The sequence below is a fragment of the Dolichospermum sp. UHCC 0406 genome (assembly GCF_009712025.1).
GTDB lineage: Bacteria > Cyanobacteriota > Cyanobacteriia > Cyanobacteriales > Nostocaceae > Dolichospermum > Dolichospermum lemmermannii.
The window spans coordinates 379,117-397,022 of sequence record NZ_VILA01000026.1; the positions used below are offsets into that span (position 1 = coordinate 379,117).

General features: G+C 38.0%; 17 protein-coding genes. 2 read left to right on the forward strand and 15 right to left on the reverse strand.

The window, feature by feature from the left end; all coding sequences use genetic code 11:
* Positions 1-383: 383 nt before the first annotated feature.
* The 12 genes from FJR09_RS21995 to FJR09_RS22050 all read right to left on the reverse strand — a co-directional run bounded on the left by FJR09_RS21995 (position 384) and on the right by FJR09_RS22050 (position 12,085).
* Positions 384-3,257, reverse strand: coding sequence for a type I restriction endonuclease subunit R (locus tag FJR09_RS21995; protein WP_168652874.1), 2,874 nt, complete (start codon positions 3,255-3,257; stop codon positions 384-386).
* Positions 3,258-3,288: 31 nt separating this feature from the next.
* On the reverse strand, positions 3,289-3,867 hold the full coding sequence (locus FJR09_RS22000; RefSeq protein WP_168650241.1) for a Uma2 family endonuclease: 579 nt from the start codon (positions 3,865-3,867) through the stop codon (positions 3,289-3,291).
* Between the two features lie 46 nt (positions 3,868-3,913).
* Positions 3,914-5,152, reverse strand: coding sequence for a restriction endonuclease subunit S (locus FJR09_RS22005; protein ID WP_168650239.1), 1,239 nt, complete (start codon positions 5,150-5,152; stop codon positions 3,914-3,916).
* Positions 5,153-5,169: 17 nt separating this feature from the next.
* Complete coding sequence (locus FJR09_RS22010) at positions 5,170-5,538, reverse strand: type II toxin-antitoxin system VapC family toxin (protein WP_041458077.1); 369 nt, start codon at positions 5,536-5,538, stop codon at positions 5,170-5,172.
* Positions 5,516-5,764, reverse strand: coding sequence for a hypothetical protein (locus tag FJR09_RS22015; protein WP_015080771.1), 249 nt, complete (start codon positions 5,762-5,764; stop codon positions 5,516-5,518). Before FJR09_RS22015 ends, FJR09_RS22010 begins: the two co-directional genes overlap by 23 nt.
* Before the next feature lie 18 nt (positions 5,765-5,782).
* Positions 5,783-6,715: a Fic family protein gene (locus FJR09_RS22020; protein ID WP_015080772.1), complete on the reverse strand. Its 933-nt coding sequence runs from the start codon at positions 6,713-6,715 to the stop codon at positions 5,783-5,785.
* Positions 6,716-6,848: 133 nt separating this feature from the next.
* Entirely contained in the window at positions 6,849-8,471 is a 1,623-nt protein-coding gene (locus FJR09_RS22025; RefSeq protein ID WP_168650237.1) for a type I restriction-modification system subunit M, read from the reverse strand.
* A 379-nt stretch (positions 8,472-8,850) separates the two neighbouring features.
* Complete coding sequence (pgsA, locus tag FJR09_RS22030) at positions 8,851-9,369, reverse strand: CDP-diacylglycerol--glycerol-3-phosphate 3-phosphatidyltransferase (protein ID WP_015080774.1); 519 nt, start codon at positions 9,367-9,369, stop codon at positions 8,851-8,853.
* Positions 9,366-9,587, reverse strand: coding sequence for a hypothetical protein (locus tag FJR09_RS22035; RefSeq protein ID WP_015080775.1), 222 nt, complete (start codon positions 9,585-9,587; stop codon positions 9,366-9,368). The genes pgsA and FJR09_RS22035 overlap by 4 nt, the downstream gene beginning before the upstream one ends.
* 179 nt (positions 9,588-9,766) lie before the next feature.
* Positions 9,767-11,236, reverse strand: coding sequence for a glycolate oxidase subunit GlcD (gene glcD, locus FJR09_RS22040; RefSeq protein WP_015080776.1), 1,470 nt, complete (start codon positions 11,234-11,236; stop codon positions 9,767-9,769).
* A 159-nt stretch (positions 11,237-11,395) separates the two neighbouring features.
* Positions 11,396-11,803, reverse strand: coding sequence for a type II toxin-antitoxin system VapC family toxin (locus tag FJR09_RS22045; RefSeq protein WP_015080777.1), 408 nt, complete (start codon positions 11,801-11,803; stop codon positions 11,396-11,398).
* Between the two features lie 24 nt (positions 11,804-11,827).
* Positions 11,828-12,085, reverse strand: coding sequence for a hypothetical protein (locus FJR09_RS22050; RefSeq protein WP_015080778.1), 258 nt, complete (start codon positions 12,083-12,085; stop codon positions 11,828-11,830).
* A 250-nt stretch (positions 12,086-12,335) separates the two neighbouring features.
* Here FJR09_RS22050 and FJR09_RS22055 point away from each other — a divergent pair, with 250 nt between their 5' ends.
* Positions 12,336-13,847: an AAA family ATPase gene (locus FJR09_RS22055; RefSeq protein ID WP_015080779.1), complete on the forward strand. Its 1,512-nt coding sequence runs from the start codon at positions 12,336-12,338 to the stop codon at positions 13,845-13,847.
* A 174-nt stretch (positions 13,848-14,021) separates the two neighbouring features.
* Entirely contained in the window at positions 14,022-14,501 is a 480-nt protein-coding gene (locus FJR09_RS22060) for an SH3 domain-containing protein (RefSeq protein WP_168652875.1), read from the forward strand.
* Between the two features lie 60 nt (positions 14,502-14,561).
* Here the strand turns inward: FJR09_RS22060 and hppD are convergent, their stop codons facing one another.
* From hppD to FJR09_RS22075, 3 genes are all read right to left on the reverse strand, one after another.
* Positions 14,562-15,656, reverse strand: coding sequence for a 4-hydroxyphenylpyruvate dioxygenase (hppD, locus tag FJR09_RS22065; RefSeq protein ID WP_174782879.1), 1,095 nt, complete (start codon positions 15,654-15,656; stop codon positions 14,562-14,564).
* A gap of 47 nt (positions 15,657-15,703) precedes the next feature.
* A complete protein-coding gene (locus FJR09_RS22070; protein ID WP_015080782.1) occupies positions 15,704-16,414 on the reverse strand; it encodes an SDR family oxidoreductase in 711 nt (236 codons plus the stop codon).
* A gap of 99 nt (positions 16,415-16,513) precedes the next feature.
* Positions 16,514-17,869, reverse strand: coding sequence for an NYN domain-containing protein (locus tag FJR09_RS22075; protein WP_168652876.1), 1,356 nt, complete (start codon positions 17,867-17,869; stop codon positions 16,514-16,516).
* Positions 17,870-17,906 lie beyond the last annotated feature (37 nt).

Consider the following 17,906-nt stretch of genomic DNA (forward strand, 5'->3'; position numbering starts at 1 on the left):
GGGTTTAGCTTTTGAAGCTATACTCAAAACGCTTGGGACATAGACTTTTATAAAATCACGAAAAACCTAGATTTGTAAGGGTTTAGCAGTACTGATATGTGTCAACTTAACGTAAAATCATGGACCCCTGGGAATGAATTCCCAGTCTAATAGCCAAAGCCCGCCTGGGAATGAATTCCCAGTCTAATAGCCAAAGTTATCTAAAGATAACTAAATATAAAAAAATCTTTAGAGACTTCCAATTTAAAAAAATATCCCAAAATTTCTTGTAGTGCGGGCATCTTGCCCGCTAATAATACAAGGACGGGCAAGATACCCTTGGTGTGCGAGAGAGTTGGAGAAGTTTGGTATAAATTTGACGATCGCCTGCTTTGAAAAATGTTTTATTCTTCCTCCTCAAGCTTACCAATAGCGTCATCAAACTTATTGATGATGTCGAGTAATTTCGATACGACTCGCGCAAAGATTTTTTTACGCTCTAATAATTTCGGTTTTTCGTTGCAAGCACTCAACACCGTTTCCCTTAACGGTTCTTTCCCAGAGAATTTGTAGTCAGCAATCATTTGATTAACGGCTTCGATCTTGAGGTTCTCCTCTGTGCAGAGTCGCTGAATCGCTGCAATACGTTCTTGATTCCAGAAGTCTTTAAAAACAGTTTCGATTTTCTCTTCTGGTTCAATGCTAGGCATTCGCTCTTCAATAAATTTCTCCAGTAGATCCCGCTTACTGCGTAGTTGGGCTTCTTTCCCGATTATCTCAAGGATATAGGCTTTCTGATTTTGGTAATCTTCTTGCGTAGCATCATTGTCGCGCTGGAGTTTGCCCAAAAGCTCAAGAATATAAGTAACATTAATTTCATCTCTGTGGATCAGTTCTAATTCAAAATCAACTTCCTCAACCAGAGATTCCTTTTCTTTATCGGGTTTGGGTCGCGTTTGATCATAGATGTCCAGATATTTGCTTTTATAATCTTCAAAGGTTTGTTCATCCAGATTTAAGTCGGAAAAACTAAACTCAGTAAATGATTTACTAACATTTAATAGGCGGATAAGATTACGAAAGGCTTTAACAAACTCAACTTGCTCCTCTTCACTAATCAGTTTATTGACATCGTTGGGAATAGTGGCGATCGCTCTGAGTTCTTGCACCCCGGCATTAAATTTTTCAATGTAATATTCGTAGGGTTCGATGAAAATTTGTTCACTTGCGTTGGTGTCGGAAAAGAGGATAACTGCTTGATCGGTATTATCTTTGAGGTTGCGGAAACAAACTATATTTCCCTGGGATTTAAGTTCGCCCAAAATGCGATTAGTGCGGGAGTATGCTTGAATTAATCCGTGATATTTCAGATTTTTGTCAACGTAAAGTGTATTCAGCTTTTTGACATCAAAGCCCGTGAGAAACATATTGACTACTAACAGAATATCGGCGCGTTCCTGATCCTGAAAGTTTTCTCGATCCCTGTCCTTCATCCGCTTGGAGATGTCTTTATAATAGGCATAAAAAGCCTGACTATCCTTGGCTGAATGTTGGGTTTTATATATCTGGTTATAGTCCGCGATAAATTGATTTAATTTGTCGCGGCTATGACTGCGGTTACTTGTATCTGCGCTGATATTGAAACCAGGTTCTCCAATTAAGCCGTTTGCGTCTTCGTCTTCTTCGTTATCGCTGGGGGTAAAAATAGTAATTACTCGCAGATCATGTAATCCCTGTTTTTGTTTATTTTTAAAGGTTTCATAATAAGTAATTAGAGTATCTACATTACTGACGCAGAGCATAGCAGAGAATTTTATGCCGTGGGTTTTACGGTGATGGTTGGCAATAATCCAATCTACAATTAGAGAAATTCGGTCGGGATTTTCAAAAAATTCTCGGTCTAATTTTGGTTCTGTGATCAGTGTGCCGTCTTTGCGTTTGATTTTGCCCCAATACTCGACGGAAAATTTAAGAACATTTTCATCAGCGATCGCATTGGTGATTACATATTTATGCAGACATTCTTGGAATAGGTCTTTAGTGGTGCGTTTACCGTGTTGATTACTGGCAGCGTTATCGGCAAAGATGGGAGTACCAGTAAAGCCAAACATTTGGGCTTTGGTAAAGAATTTGACGATATTTTTATGGGTTTCACCAAATTGGGAACGGTGGCATTCATCAAAGATAAACACAATGCGCTGATCTTTCAAGCCCTCCATTGCGGCTTCATGGCGAGGCTTTTTGATAGCGGTGTTCAGTTTTTGGATGGTGGTGACAATGAGGCGACTATCCCCAGCCATTTGGTTAACGAGTTGTTTAGTGTTATCGGTGGTGTCTACGCAGTCGGGGCTGAAATCATTAAATTCTCTGCTGGTTTGGTAGTCAAGGTCAGCACGATCAACCACAAACAGCACTTTATGTACTTTGGGGAGTTGGGTAAGGATTTGGGCAGCTTTGAAGCTGGTGAGGGTTTTACCTGATCCGGTGGTATGCCAGATATAGCCATTTTTATCGGTATCCTTGACTCGCTCAATAATGGCTTCTACTGCGTAGTATTGATAGGGACGCAACACCATTAGCACTTTATCGGATTCGTGCAGGACAATGTATTTACAGATCATTTTGGAGACGTGGCATTTTTCCAGAAAGCTGTCGGCGAAGTCTTCCAGTTGGGTTATGAGGTTGTTTTCTTGATCTGCCCAATAGAAGGTTTGTTTAAATTCTTGTTTTCGGTTGTTGGCGTAGTAGCGGGTATTAACTCCGTTGGAGATAACGAAAATTTGGACATATTGGAAGAGTCCATTTTCTGCGCCGTAGGAATGGCGTTGGTAGCGGTTGATTTGGTTGAAGGCTTCTTTGAGTTCCAGTCCTCGGCGTTTGAGTTCAATTTGCACCAGGGGTAAGCCGTTAATCAGCAAGGTTACGTCGTAGCGATTTTTGTAATTGCCTTGCTGGGTGATCTGGTTGGTGACTTGATATTGATTTTGACACCAATGTTCAGTGTTGAGAAATTCTAGGTAAAAGGTTGTACCATCATCGCGGCTAAGTTCCATTTTGTCTCGCAGACGTTTGGCGCGGTCAAAGATGTTACCTTTATCGAGGTGGTTGAGGATGCTTTTAAATTCGGTGTCGCTGAGGGTAATACCGTTATGTTTTTCCAGTCGGGCTTTGAGATTGGCTTTCAGGTCTTCGGCATTGCTAATGTTGACTGGTTCATAGCCTAGCCCCGTTAGACGTTTGATCAGGTTTTGTTCGAGTTCTAGTTCAGATTGGGGCATGATGATCGATCGCCTGAAATGATTGAATTGATTAAGATTCTGGGGTAAGGTTTAGACCCCGATAAACTTGTTCAATGGGGAAGCTGAAATTGATGCTTTTTAGTTCAATGGTGTCACTTTCTCCATAGTTAATAATCATCCATTGTCCCGCATCATTTTTGTGATACAAATCTATTTCGATTGCAGTGGAACTAACCAATAGGTAATCTTTCAATACTGGGTTGTTTTGATACATTCTAAACTTGCCGCCTCTGTCGTAGGCTTCGGTAGTTTTTGAGAGAACTTCAATGATTAAGCAGGGGTAGGTAATATATTGGGTGCTGGTTTTGTCCCGTTCGTCACAGGTGACACTGATATCTGGATGGGTATAATTATTGGTTTCAGCAATATTAACTCTCAGGTCTGAGTTACCTATTTCGCAGCCACTTCCTTCTAGATGGTTGACGAATAAGGTAATGAGTCGGACGGAGATGCGGCTATGATTAACGCTAACGCCAGTCATGGCGTAAACTTGACCGTCTATCAGTTCGTGTTTTTCTAGTTGCTGTTCTTCCCAAGTAAAGTATTCTTCTGGGGTTAAGTTTGTGAGTTTGTCTTTGGCTACGATCATGATTGAGTTAGCTTTTGTGTAGCGAAATTGATGGTATTACCTTATTTTATACAAACATTTTTTGGAGTAAGCCTTTTTTGAATTGTTCGGTTTGGTCAATTTGGCGGGAGATGGTTTCAATTTTGCGATCAATTGCGGTTAGGAAGTTGGCTATTTTTTCTTGTTCTTGTTTATCTGGAATAGGAATTTTTACTGTAGTAATATCTTCTTGACCTATTGTAGTCATTGTTCCTGTTTTTCCACGAGCAAATAATTGCTTCCTTGCGATACTACTCTTTAAAAGAAATGCCATAAACTGAGGATTATTTTCTTCAATATCAAAACGAAATCTTATCAAATGACCATCATAGGTAATATCTGAATCGTTTGTTAATAAGACATTAGAATGAGCAATACCTTCCTTGACTAGTGAAGAGCGAGTAAAAAATATATCCCCATATTTGGCTTGATTTTTCACAAATTCTTTTTCATCAATCAGTAGTCTAGAGAGAGTTTCAACATTAATAGAATCACCCTCATACATATCCTTTACATTAATTAGGCGATAACCTTTACCTACTTTATTAGGATCGTTAAAAACTCCATTTGAAAAACCATCAATTGCAATATTCCCCAACTTCTTCCTTTCCCACTCAGGAAACTCAGATCCAATCGCATCTTTAAACCGAATTTTTTGAGAAAAGATTTTCTGCATAACGCCGCGTTTGTAGGTTTGCAGGAGTTTTCGTTTGCGACGGAGTTGGGTTAGACGGCGATCTATAGCCCCTAGTAAACTAGCGATCTTCTCTTGTTCTGCGATCGAGGGCAATAAAAATTTGGAATTTAGAAAATCAGAAAAATGTACTCTTTTTTTCTCTACTAAAGACCCCATTGCAATACTGTCATAGAATCTAATGGAACTACTCTTAGTTAGGAGATAATCAACAAAAATGACATTCGCTTTTGGATTAACAGAAAATATATTGTAATACTTAGAGACTTTTACAAGTTTTGACTCTGTATGTCTTGCCAATGCACCAAAACGTAAATTCATTGGGTTATAAGCAAAATCATTAGGTTGAACAACCTTATATGCTTCTTCTTCATTTTTCACAAGAAAGCTTCTCTCATATCTCTCTGTTTTAGGGACAATTCCACTTTCAATAGTCAAGCTATATAATGGCAATTCTTCAGAAGCTAGAACATTGCTTTCAATCAAGATATTTTTAAGTTTTTGTGATTGCCAATCGCCCTCAAACTCAGGAAACCGCAAAACAGGAACATTTTTATTTAACTTATTACCCATTACCTATTACCTATTACCTAACTTTCCAGTGGCAAAGAAAGAACTTTTACTTGGCTGATTTTGGACAACTGCTTATCATTTGTAATCAACATCGCATCACATTCCCAAGCACTAGCAACAATAATAGCATCAGGCATCTTTAAGCTATACTGCCGCCGTAATTGAATTGTTTTTTCAACAATATTTGCACTTATGTACACCTGAACCAGACTTTGTAGACTTGATCTAATTAGACTTTCTTCTTGTGAAGATAAACCCTTAAAAGATAAAACTTCAATATTTGTAATGACAGAATAACCGATCACTCCATTTGGAACTGGTTGAGTTAATTCTTCATTAAATAACGAGATTAAGATATTAGTATCAATGAGATAATCTAGTTTCATCCCACTCACTCCTAATTTGCTGTTGCCAAGCTAAAGCATTAACCCCTTGAAAAGCCTTGATTTTTCCTGATAGTTCGTTAAGGGAATGCTGTGCGCCTTGTTGGTTATGGAGTTTTTGACTGAGATATTGCAAAACCTCTTGTTGTTCTGCCCAAGATAATTGTTCCAGTAAACTAAACACTTGATCCTTCGTAATTTGCAAAGTCACCATAGCCAAAATCTCCATAAATTTAATAAAACCAATCTAGCAAAAAAGATCAATAAAATCAGTAATTTCCTGATAAAAAACCTGCCCCTTTTCTCTACTGCTACTTGCAGTTACTACTAATCTTAAAGTTTCCACCAACGAACTGATAGCAGCATCACAAACCAAATCAAAAAGCTGACCTAAATCATCTTGGTTTTGTTGTCCATAAGCTAAAGCATTAATATAATTATTGCGAATTTTATTATTAATCACCACAATGGGATACCCGGCACGAATTAACAATAAATTCATTAATAATCTAGCCGTTCTGCCATTCCCATCCCGAAAAGGATGGATCGAGACAAAACGATAATGAGCCATTGTTGCATATTCTACAGGATGGAGGGGTAAAGTAGCATTTGAATTGAGCCAGATTGCAAAATCCGCCATTAATTGAGACAGTAAATAATGGGGAGGATAAAGATAATTTTTTCCTGCTGCCATTACATCCAGCGTCCGATAACAACCCGCTTCATTAGGGTTAATTTTTCTCAGAATCAGATTGTGAATTTGTTTAATTTCCCATTCATTAATTTCTGTATCTTTTTGGGCTAAACTCTCAATATAGTCTATCGCCTCTTTATGTCCAATCACCTCCAAATGTTCATCAAGAGTCTTACCACCAATTGTAATCCCTTTAGTTAACACTAACTCGGTTTCACTTTGAGTTAAAGTATTCCCTTCAATGGCATTAGAGTTATAAGTAAAGCGGACATCATACAGCTTTTTGAGTTCCGCGATCATTGTTGTGTCAAAGGGTCTAAAGTCATCTAGCCAAACTTTTAGCTTGTCTATTTGCTCTAATTTAAGTTGATAATTCATACTCACATATTTACTTATTAAAGCAGTTAAGGAAAAATCTTTTTTTTGACTTAAACCAATTACCTGTTGAATAAACTGCTCGTAAAGTTGAGAGGAAGATACTAGCATAGGGTAATTGGTAATGGGTAATGGGTAATGGGTAATGGGTAATTGGTGATGAAATCTCTACTTTCATCCTGTAAATCCTTAAATCCTGGATATCCTGATTCTGACAAAAAAATTCTGACAATTTCCCCAGCCTCTAAAACGGTGCTTCAATCCCCAACTCCCTACAAAAACCCCGAATTAATTGATCCGTCTCCACCATATTGCGATCAATTTCCCGGATCTCCCTAGCCACCGCATCTAAATCAATCTCCTCCTCCTCCTCAAAAGTATCCACATAACGGGGAATATTCAAATTAAAATCATTCTCGGCAATCTCCGCTAACGGGGCGCGATAGCTATACTTTTCCTCCTCCAACCGTTGGCGATAGGTAGAGACAATTTTATCAACATCCTCATCCCGCAAATAGTTCTGATTCTTCGCTTTTTCAAAATAGGCACTGGCATCAATAAATAAAATATCGTCAGGATATTCCCGACACTTCTTAAACACTAAAATACAAGTTGGGATACTCGTCCCATAAAAAATATTCGCTGGCAACCCAATCACCGCATCTAACCAATTCCTTTCCTTGATTAGATACTTACGAATATGCCCCTCTGCCGCACCACGAAACAAAACCCCGTGGGGCAACACCACCGCCATAATGGCGTTTTCATCCAGATGATGAATCATGTGTTGGACAAAGGCAAAATCAGCCTTAGAAGCCGGGGCTAACTTCCCATATTGACTAAAGCGATCATCTGACTCAAACAGCTTATTCGCACTCCAATTGGCCGAAAACGGCGGATTTGCCACCACCGCCTCAAACCGCATCCCCTCATGCTGGGGTTTCTCCAGCGTATCCTCTTGCCTAAGATCAAAATTCCGATAATGTACCCCATGCAAAATCATGTTCATCCGCGCCAAGTTGTAAGTTGTGCGGTTCATTTCTTGTCCGTAAAAATCCCCGACTGATTCTACCTCCCGCGCTACCCGCAACAACAAAGATCCCGAACCACAAGTTGGGTCATAAACCGACTTCAACCGACTTTTCCCCGTCGTCACAATCTTCGCCAATACCTTAGAAACCTGCTGGGGTGTGTAAAACTCCCCTGCTTTTTTACCTGCACCACTGGCAAACTGCCCAATCAAATATTCGTATGCATCCCCCAGTACATCGCTTTCCGTATCCTCTAGCCGAAAATCAATTTTATTCAAATGCACTAAAATCTTGGCAATTAACGCATTTTTGGCCTTCGGAGTCCGCCCCAATTTCGTCGAATTCAGATCCAGATCCTCAAACAAATGATCAAAATCCTCCTCACTTTCCCCGCCCATTGTGGAGCGTTCAATGTTGTTTAAAACATCCGTCAAGTCCCCCAAAATAAAAATTGAACTCTGTTCTAACTCCTCATCACTAATCTCATCCTTATCCGCCTGATTGCCTAATGCCCGTTTAGCCAGAGAACTAAACAACTCAGATGGCTTCAAAAAATAACCCAATTCGGCAATAGATTCTTCTTTAATTGCTGCTAAATATTCCTGCCCATCTTCCGAGGATTCATCAAGCTTTAAAAAATCAATCTTATCCTCCGCCAAAATCTCATTGGCGTAAAGATGCTGACGCTCGGATAGGTACTTATAGAAAATAAACCCTAAGCAATAATCCCGAAACTCATCGGCGTTCATCTTGCCCCGTAGAGAATCGGCAATATTCCAAAGCTGAGTTTCTAATTTTTTCTTTTGTCCGTTTTGTCCGTTCAGTCCGTTCGTCATTTATCTCTCTTATTGGGCGTTACCGCAGGTCAGCGTAGCTATCTCTAGCACTGCTAAAAATAGTGTCTCAGCCAAGTATAGGACATAGCAAGGGACTAGGCATGGAAAAGTTATAAGGAAAATGCCGAAAACCCTTGAAGGTGTGGCTGACTGAGTCAGCCACACCTGTTCTTTAGACGAGGGATGAAGGCTAGGGGTAGGATTTATCCTGCATTGACGTTAATTGCGCTGAGTATTTGTATCTAATCGTCATTCAAATTTTCTCCTAATTAACCCTGGTCAGTTTCGCCAGGGTTTTTTATTGCTGAATTTGAATACTAATGAATTAAAAAAGCAGATTTCGCCACCTTTTTTAATTTCGAGTTTCATTTTAATAAATTTATTTTTCCTCACTAATTGTTGGGGGAATGAGATAAATTATTCCGGAAACAATTGTTAAGATTACAGATATCCAAAAGGCAATTAAAACCGGAGTTTGCCAAGTTGGAGATAAGGGGGCAATTAGTAGAGATATGGCGATGATTTGACTAACCGTTTTCAGTTTACCCCAAATATTTGCCCCAGTAATAGTAGTTTGATTAACTCGCCAACCTGCGATCGCTAATTCCCGTGCTAAAATTATAAACACTGCCCAAGCTGGAATTTTTCCCAATTCTACCAATACTAACAATGGTGCAAGTACCAATAATTTATCTACTAAAGGATCAAGAAACTTACCTAACTCGCTAATTTGGTTAAGTTTTCTGGCTAAATATCCATCTAACCAATCAGTTAACGCTGCAATTAAAAATATTGTCAAACATATCCACTTTGCTTGATTTGTGGGATTGTATAAACCGTAAAGTAAAAAAGGTATTCCTAGCAGTCGAGAAAAAGTAATCCAATTAGGTAGAGTCATGACAATTTAAAATTTAATAATTCACTGAGTCTTCCATACCCACCAGGTACACCACTAGCAACATTAGTCAGCCAAACACCACGAATTTCTGTAGTTACAGGTAGAGAATTTGAATTTTGAGTATAACTAGGATTTGCAGAAATTGGAAATATTGTTAAACTAATGACAAATCCCAAACACAAAAAATACACAAAAAACCGCCGTAATACAGAATTCATTAGTTAAATAAGTCTAGATTGCTAATATCTATATAACTACAAAATCCAATTTTATTGTCGGGATTAGATAAAGATATGAATATTTTTTGATAAAACAAGGAACAGAGAAGAGGGAACAGGAAACAGGGAACAGAAAAATATTGATTCTTCATTCTGACTCCTGACTCCTGACTCCTTTCTTAGAATCTTTCTACACCTGAGAATTGTTGAATAGATGCTTTTGCTGCTTCTCCACAAGTGCGAGGTGTGGGAAAAATCTTGCCAGGATTTGCCAAACCTTGGGGATTAAATACCTGTCTTACCCATTGCATTGTTTCTAAATCAGCTTCACTAAACATATCTGGCATATAGCATTTTTTATCAGCACCAATACCATGTTCACCGGAAATACTTCCACCTACTCTTACACATAGCCTGAGAATTTCTCCTCCCAATTCTTCGACTTTTTCCAATTCTCCATGTACAGAATTATCAAATAAAATTAATGGATGTAAATTACCATCTCCAGCATGAAAAACATTGGCAATGGGATAACCATATTCATGACTTAATCTTTCAATTTCCTGGAGAACATAAGGTAATTGAGTGCGAGGAATTACCCCATCTTGCACATAATAATCAGGGCTAATATGTCCCGCAGCCGCAAAAGCTGCTTTTCTGCCTTTCCATAATTTTAATCTAGTTTCTGGGTCACTAGCACTAGTAACATTTCGCGCCCCATTCTTTTTGCAAATTTCTATGACTCGCTGTTTATTGGCAGAAACTTCTACTTCTAAACCATCAATTTCTACTAACAAAATTGCCGTCGCATCACGAGGATAACAATTAGTGGCAACAACATCTTCTACAGCATTGATACTAATATTATCCATCATTTCCATGCCACCGGGAATAATCCCCGCGCTAATAATATCAGAAACGGTGGCAGCCGCAGCATCTACGCTAGTAAAATCTGCTAGTAAGACACAAATAGATTCCGCACTCTTGAGAATCTTCAGGGTGATTTCTGTGGCAATTCCTAATGTTCCTTCTGAACCCACAAATACACCAGGTAAATCATAACCTGGGGTTTCGGGAATTTGTCCACCAACATCAACTATTTCACCGTTAGGAAGGACAAGTTTTAAGCCCAAAACATGATTTGTTGTCACACCATATTTTAAACAATGGACTCCTCCAGAATTTTCGGCAATATTGCCACCAATAGAACAAATAATTTGACTAGAAGGGTCAGGTGCAAAGTAAAAACCAGCACCACTAACAGCTTGAGTCACCCAACTATTAATTACTCCTGGTTGCACTACAGCCCGTTGATTTTCTAAATCAATACTAAGGATTTGTCGCATTAAAGAAGTGACAATTAAAACAGAATTTTCCGTTGGTAAAGCCCCACCAGATAAACCTGTTCCTGAACCTCTAGCAATGAAGGGAACGGAATATTGATTGCAAATTTTGACAATTTCTGAGACTTGTTCTGTGGTTCTGGGTAATACTGCGACTGGGGGACATTGTTTATAGCTGGTTAAACCGTCACATTCATAGGTGAGAAGTTCTTCTTTGCGTTGAACTACGCCTTTTTCACCAACTACAGCGACAAATTTTTTGATAATAGGTTTCCAGTTGATTTCTTTTTTATTTTTGGTAAGCATGGATTTTTTTATTTGTGGTAGATATTGACTGTATTTATTATTTTATATAAAGAATATAACTTATATTGTATTTTTGAAAGAATTGGTACAGGATAATTTGATATGATTTAGAAATTAACCATTGACAAAAAATCGAATTTATGTTTTGTGAGATATTTTTTATGGCACACAAATAATACCTAATCCTGCCATCTGACGAATATGCTCATCAAAGGCAAAAACTTCAAAGACACTTAAACGATTTGCCATTACTAAAATAGAACAATCAGTATAACTCCATTCTTTATCATTATATTTACAAAAAGTCTCCCAGATAAGCTGGTCATCTTGATCAGAAATATTGATGTAACGATGTTCAGTTCTTAAAACTTGACCAATTTTAATAGAAGCATCACTAGAAATTTTACTTCTAATCCAAGTGACTGTCTCATCAAATACTGTTTCTAAGATAATCCAGCGATGATTTAGATTATGGTATGTATATTGCTTTGCTATTTGATGATTGGTTTCAGATTTAACGAAAAAAGCAATTAAAGCTGAGGTATCAACAATTATTTCTTGATTCATGGTTTTATATTAAAATACTTGAGTTTAATATAAAACATCATCAATATGTTCTGCATAGTTAGTAGATAGTTCTGCTTTTTGATCTTTAATTATAAATTCAGGATCAGGATTAGGAATTTCTAAACTTCCACAGAGTTCCCAAGTCTTAGTTTTAATTAAATTTGATTGTTCTTTCGCTAAATATGCTTCCAGAGCTTTAAGCAAAATATTTTGTAAAGAATCAGATTGATTTTGCAATTGATTCATTAATTGATCAGGAATCTCTAATGTAACTTTATTCATGGTGATTTAGAGATAAAAATCTGTTTTATGAAAATTATACCCTAATTTGTATTTTAGATCAACAAGGTTTGAGTTTGACACTGAGATAAAAAATAAGTGTAAGCATTCAGCTATCAGTGGTTAGCAGTCAGCTAAAACCGGATTTTAGGATCTTATTCAAGTGCATACCGCTATAACCAGCTAATAATGTATCATAAGTTAGAGATTTTTTTAAAATCCTGAATTTCTAAATTTAAAAATAATTAATTTTATGAATTTTCGTGATGAGTTTAAATTGTTACTCCGCGCTCGTTATCCGTTGATTTATATTCCTACTTATGAGGAAGAACGGGTAGAAGCGGCGATTCGGGAAGAGGCGATAAATCAAGGTAATCGTCCGGTGTATACTTGGGATTTTGTGGACGGTTATCAAGGAAGTCCCAATGATGTGGGGTTTGGTAAACGTAACCCGTTACAGGCTTTGGAGTTTGTGGAAAAGTTGACTGCTGCTGCACCTGCGGTGTTGATTTTACGAGATTATCATAGATTTTTGGATGATGTGGCTATTTCTCGTAAACTTCGTAATTTAGCCAAACTGCTGAAATCACAACCGAAAAATATTGTCCTATTATCCCCTCGCGTCGCTATTCCTGACGATTTGACGGAAGTGCTGACGGTGGTTGAGTTTCCCCTACCTAACGCCTCGGAAATCAAAATGGAGGTGGAACGGTTGTTACAAGCCACCGGGAATCCCCCTGTTGGCAAGTTTTTGGATGATTTGGTGCGTTCTTGTCAAGGGTTGTCTATGGAAAGAATCCGCCGGGTATTGGCGCGAGGAATCGCCACTCATGGACAATTAGAACCGGAAGATGTAGATTTAGTTTTGGCAGAAAAGCGGCAAACTATCCGCCAAACCCAAATTCTTGATTTTTACCCCGCCACTGAGGAAATTACTGATATTGGTGGTTTGGATAATTTGAAAGATTGGTTAATTCGGCGTGGGGGTTCGTTTAGCGAAAAAGCCCGACAATATGGTTTACCTTATCCCCGTGGGTTAATGTTGGTGGGAATTCAAGGAACTGGTAAATCTTTAACGGCCAAAGCGATCGCTCACCATTGGCATTTACCTCTGTTACGATTAGACGTAGGGCGGTTATTTGGTGGTTTGGTGGGTGAGTCAGAATCCCGCACCCGGCAAATGATTCAAGTCGCAGAAGCGCTCGCTCCCTGTATACTTTGGATTGATGAAATTGACAAAGCTTTTTCGGGTTTGGGTAGCAAAGGTGATGCAGGAACTACCAGCCGGGTATTTGGGACTTTTATCAATTGGTTAGCGGAAAAAACTTCTCCTGTATTTGTTGTGGCTACTGCTAATGATATTCAGGCGTTACCACCAGAAATGTTAAGAAAAGGGCGATTTGATGAAATTTTCTTTGTCGGTTTACCCAGCCAAGAAGAAAGAAAAGCCATTTTCAATGTGCATTTATCCCGATTGCGTCCCCATAATTTGAACAGCTATGAAATCGAAAGATTAGCCTACGAAACTCCCGATTTTTCCGGTGCAGAAATTGAACAAACTTTAATTGAAGCCATGCACATTGGCTTTAGTCAAAACCGTGATTTCACCACTGATGATATTTTAGAGGCTGCTAGTCAAATTATCCCCTTGGCACGAACTGCCCTCGAACAGATTCAAAAACTCCAAGAATGGGCAGCATCCGGTAGGGCGCGTCTAGCCTCAAAATACAGTCCTTTAAGCGATCGCATTCAACGTCAATTATAGGAGTCAGGAGTCAGGAGTCAGGAGTCAGGAGTCAGGAGTCAGGAGTCAGGAGTCAGGAGGAAGAAAAGAAAGAAGAAAGAAGAAAGAAGAAAGAAGGAAGAAGGAAGAAGGAAGAAAATTTCTCCCAATTACCAATTACCAATTACCAATTACCAATTACCAATTCCCTACTATATGCTTACAAACTTACTTAAAGTTATACTCGGTTTTATTTTAGCGATCGCAGTTTTATTAGGTACTGGCTTAACAGTTGCCCTATATTTTGTTAACCGTACCGCAGTAACTCCTCCCAAGCCACTGTATGCTAACGATAATCCTTCTAGACAAATTAAAAAGCCCAAAGCCACTCCCAAATCTCAACCGCAAAAACCAGCTACTCCCAACCCCACATCTAGCCCTACAGCTACTCCCACACCCACAGAATCACCCAAACCATTACCACCAGATGCTTACGAAGGAACAGTTACTTGGGCGCAAGGACTAAGTATGCGGTCTGAACCAGACGCAAATTCTTCCACTACTGGTGGAGTTGGTGGTAATAAAAAAGTAATTATTTTAGAAGAAAGCGCCGATAAAAAATGGCAAAAAATTCGCATTGCTGATACCGATAAAGAAGGTTGGGTAAAAGCAGGTAATATTCAACGTTCCCAGTAAGTAGGTGAGGATTAAAAATTATCCTATTTATGCTGATAAAATAGTCGGTTTTAACCGACTTTAGCTTTTAGACAGGGAATTTATTCCCTGGCTTGAAGGGAAATCAATACCGCGTTTAATTTGTTCACGTTCAATAGCTTGAAATAAAGCCAGAAAATTACCTTCTCCAAAACCTTGGGCAAAAGAACGACGTTCAATAAACTCAAAGAAGAAAGTTGGTCTTGAAAAAATTGGTTGACTGAAAATTTGCAATAATAACTGACCTGGGTGAGAATTTTCATGCCAGTCTACCAGAATTTCCTGATGAGATATAGCTTGTAATTCTTCAGTTGACAGAGAAAATTTATATCGTTGTTGTAGCTGGGAATAGTAACTTTGGGGAACAGAAAGAAAAGATAAACCAGCAGCGCGAAATCGAGAAATTGCATTCACAAGATCAGGTATTAATAAAGCAATATGTTGAATACCTGCCCCTCGATTTACATCCAAAAACTCCTGAATTTGCGAACTAGGCGAAGCCGGTTCATTAATTGGTAATTGAATATTACCATGAGGTGAAATCATTACCTGACTATGCAAACCAGAACGATCAGTTTTAATATTAAAAGTTTGTTGAGGTTGAAAATCAAATATTTTTTGATACCAATTAACAGCAGTTTCTAATTCACCAACTCCCACATTCAAAACTAGATGATCAATCGCCGTAATAGAATCATGTAAAATATTTTCGTTATCTGCTATTCTTGCTGTATTTTTAGTAATTAACGTATGATTTAAACTACCCCAAGCAGCAATTTTGGCATACTGACAAAATCCAGCATCTTCAACAGGTTGGAGAATCCTGGCCCCATTACTTATAGCCCTTGCTGTCAAAGCTTCCACATCATCAACTACAAAGGCTATATCAGCCACACCGGGAGGATGTTGACGCAAAAACTCAGCCACCGGGCTAGTCGGTAAAATCGCAGAAGAAAGTAAAAAGTAGACAGATCCACTTTTCACCACTTCTGTCCGAGTATGTAACGATTTTTGATGATGAGAAAGACTTGGAAAAAAGCCATCATTTACTGTTTGAAAACCAAGACAATAAACAAACCAATCTCGCCACCTTTGGGCATCTTCGACATAAAAGTGAACGTGATCAATTTGCAGCATAATTTATTTTAAATCCAGTATTTACTATCACCTTTATCTATGACATACTAAAAAAATAAATGACTCTCAGGTTGAATATTAATTTCCATGGGTATAGCCTGGGGTTCGGCAGATAAAGCATAAAAAATAGCATTTGCCGCAGTTTCACAACTCAGCATTTTACTCCGATCTACTTTTAAATTTACCTTATCCCAAAAAGAAGAATCTATCCCCCCAAAGTAAAAAAGCGTAATTTTCACCCCAAAGCGTTTCAGTTCTTCCGCTATACATTTACTAAAACCCACCACACCGAACTTAGACGCAGAATAAGCCGCAGCCATAGGCATTGAATGTTTACCAAGAATACCGACAACATTACAAATATGACCAGATTTCCGTTTTTGCATCTCCTTCGCTGCGGCTTGAGTGGTGTAAAAACAGCCTTTTAAATTCAAATCCAGCATTGCATCTAAATCTGCCGATTCAATGGTGTTGTAGGCTTTGAGAATACCCGCTCCGGCTGCATTTACCAAAACATCAATTTGTCCAAACTGAGCTATTGTCCTTTGAATTAATGCGTCTACCTGTTGAGGTTGAGTAATATCAGTAGGAACTGTCAGCACCTCTCCTGATAACTCATTAGCTAATGCTGCTAAACTTTCCCCGTCTCTAGCTACAAGTACCAACCTCGCACCAGTGGAGGATAACTGACGAGTTAAGGTAGAACCAATACCACCAGTAGCACCGACAATGACAATAACTTTATCTTGTAGCATCATAATATTTACATTTCTTTACAGACTATATTTATAGTACAGTCTATCTCGGTATTCTGGGTTTAATCCTCTAAATCAAATTAATTATCCAAATCCAACAAATCATAGTCCAGATTTTTTCACACCCACTTCCCATTTTTTACCGACTTGCTGAATTTGCAAAGAATGACAAGAATGGAGAAATTTAGCAAAACTACCCCCAATCTTTAATTGTTTGATTTGTTCAGTTATTGGTTTACCATATTGCTGATAAAATTTACTTGCCAAAATACTAATATCAACAGATTTATGATTATCTACCTTGCTTAAATTAGTCAAAATATTCTTGATTGCTTGCTCTAAATCTGCGGAAGAATTAATAGGATATAATACTTTTGATGTCAGAATTTCCTGTTGTGAATTATCCTGAGTATTTTCTGATTTCGATTGATGATGTTCAAAAAGGGTGACATATAATTCAGATTTCTCATCAATTTGATGAACTACAATCTCAGATGGATAGTGAATAAATACGTCTTTGGCTTGCTTACCGGGAAAGTGATGAGCAATAATTTGGCTAATGGTTAATTGATGTTTGCTTTTAAATAATTTAGACAGAATCGAAAGCTTAATCCAATAACTTTTAGTTTGTTTTTGTTGTAATTTAATCAAACCCTTCATTTGCAAAAGAAACTGCTCTATAGATGGTATCTCTGGCAAAGGTTTAAGAGAATAATTAATAGTTTCACTTGTTAAACTATTGAATACTTTAATATTTTCTCCATGCTGAGTAACTTGATAAACTAATATCCCATTTTGTTGTAGTGTATTACATAAGTTTGTCATTACCTTATCTGACGAACAAACAAACACCTCCTTCACATGAGGATAGCGTTCATGAATAGAAGAACCCACCGCAATCATTTTACCATCAGCATTATCTCTACCAGCAGGAACATGAATTAAATCATAGCCACGTTCATGTAATTCTACATCCAACTTTCCGCGATTTGACCAATTAGCAAAAGCAATTTTAACTTGTACAGGACAATGACAAATTGTAGTTAAAAACTTTTCTGTATTCGTGTTTAGTTGCAGGTTTTCTGCATCTAAAAGCAAAATAGTTATACTAGCAGATTGTCGTTGGAGTAAATGGTTAGTATTTACATCAATATTTTCTGGATTTAGCTGCTCAACAGCAGATATTAAATCTGATAGTATTTGTGAATCAAAAGCTGCGGGAACAAGCACCGCTTTAAGTGATGATTGCAGTCTTTGTAATAATTCATCCCAGCTTTGAGTTTGACTGAGTATGGCTGTGAATTTTGTACTTAAAGCCGATTTATTTGTAGATATTTGCCAGTTAATAGTTCGATATTTTGCAATCAAGAATTCTGGTTGCTGTTTTTGAATAGCAATAATTGATTGACAAATCTCGACAGAGATTTTTTGTAATAAGGCAGAATCATGATAGGACATAGCTTACAGCGTACAGTAGAGCATCCTGAGTATGAAG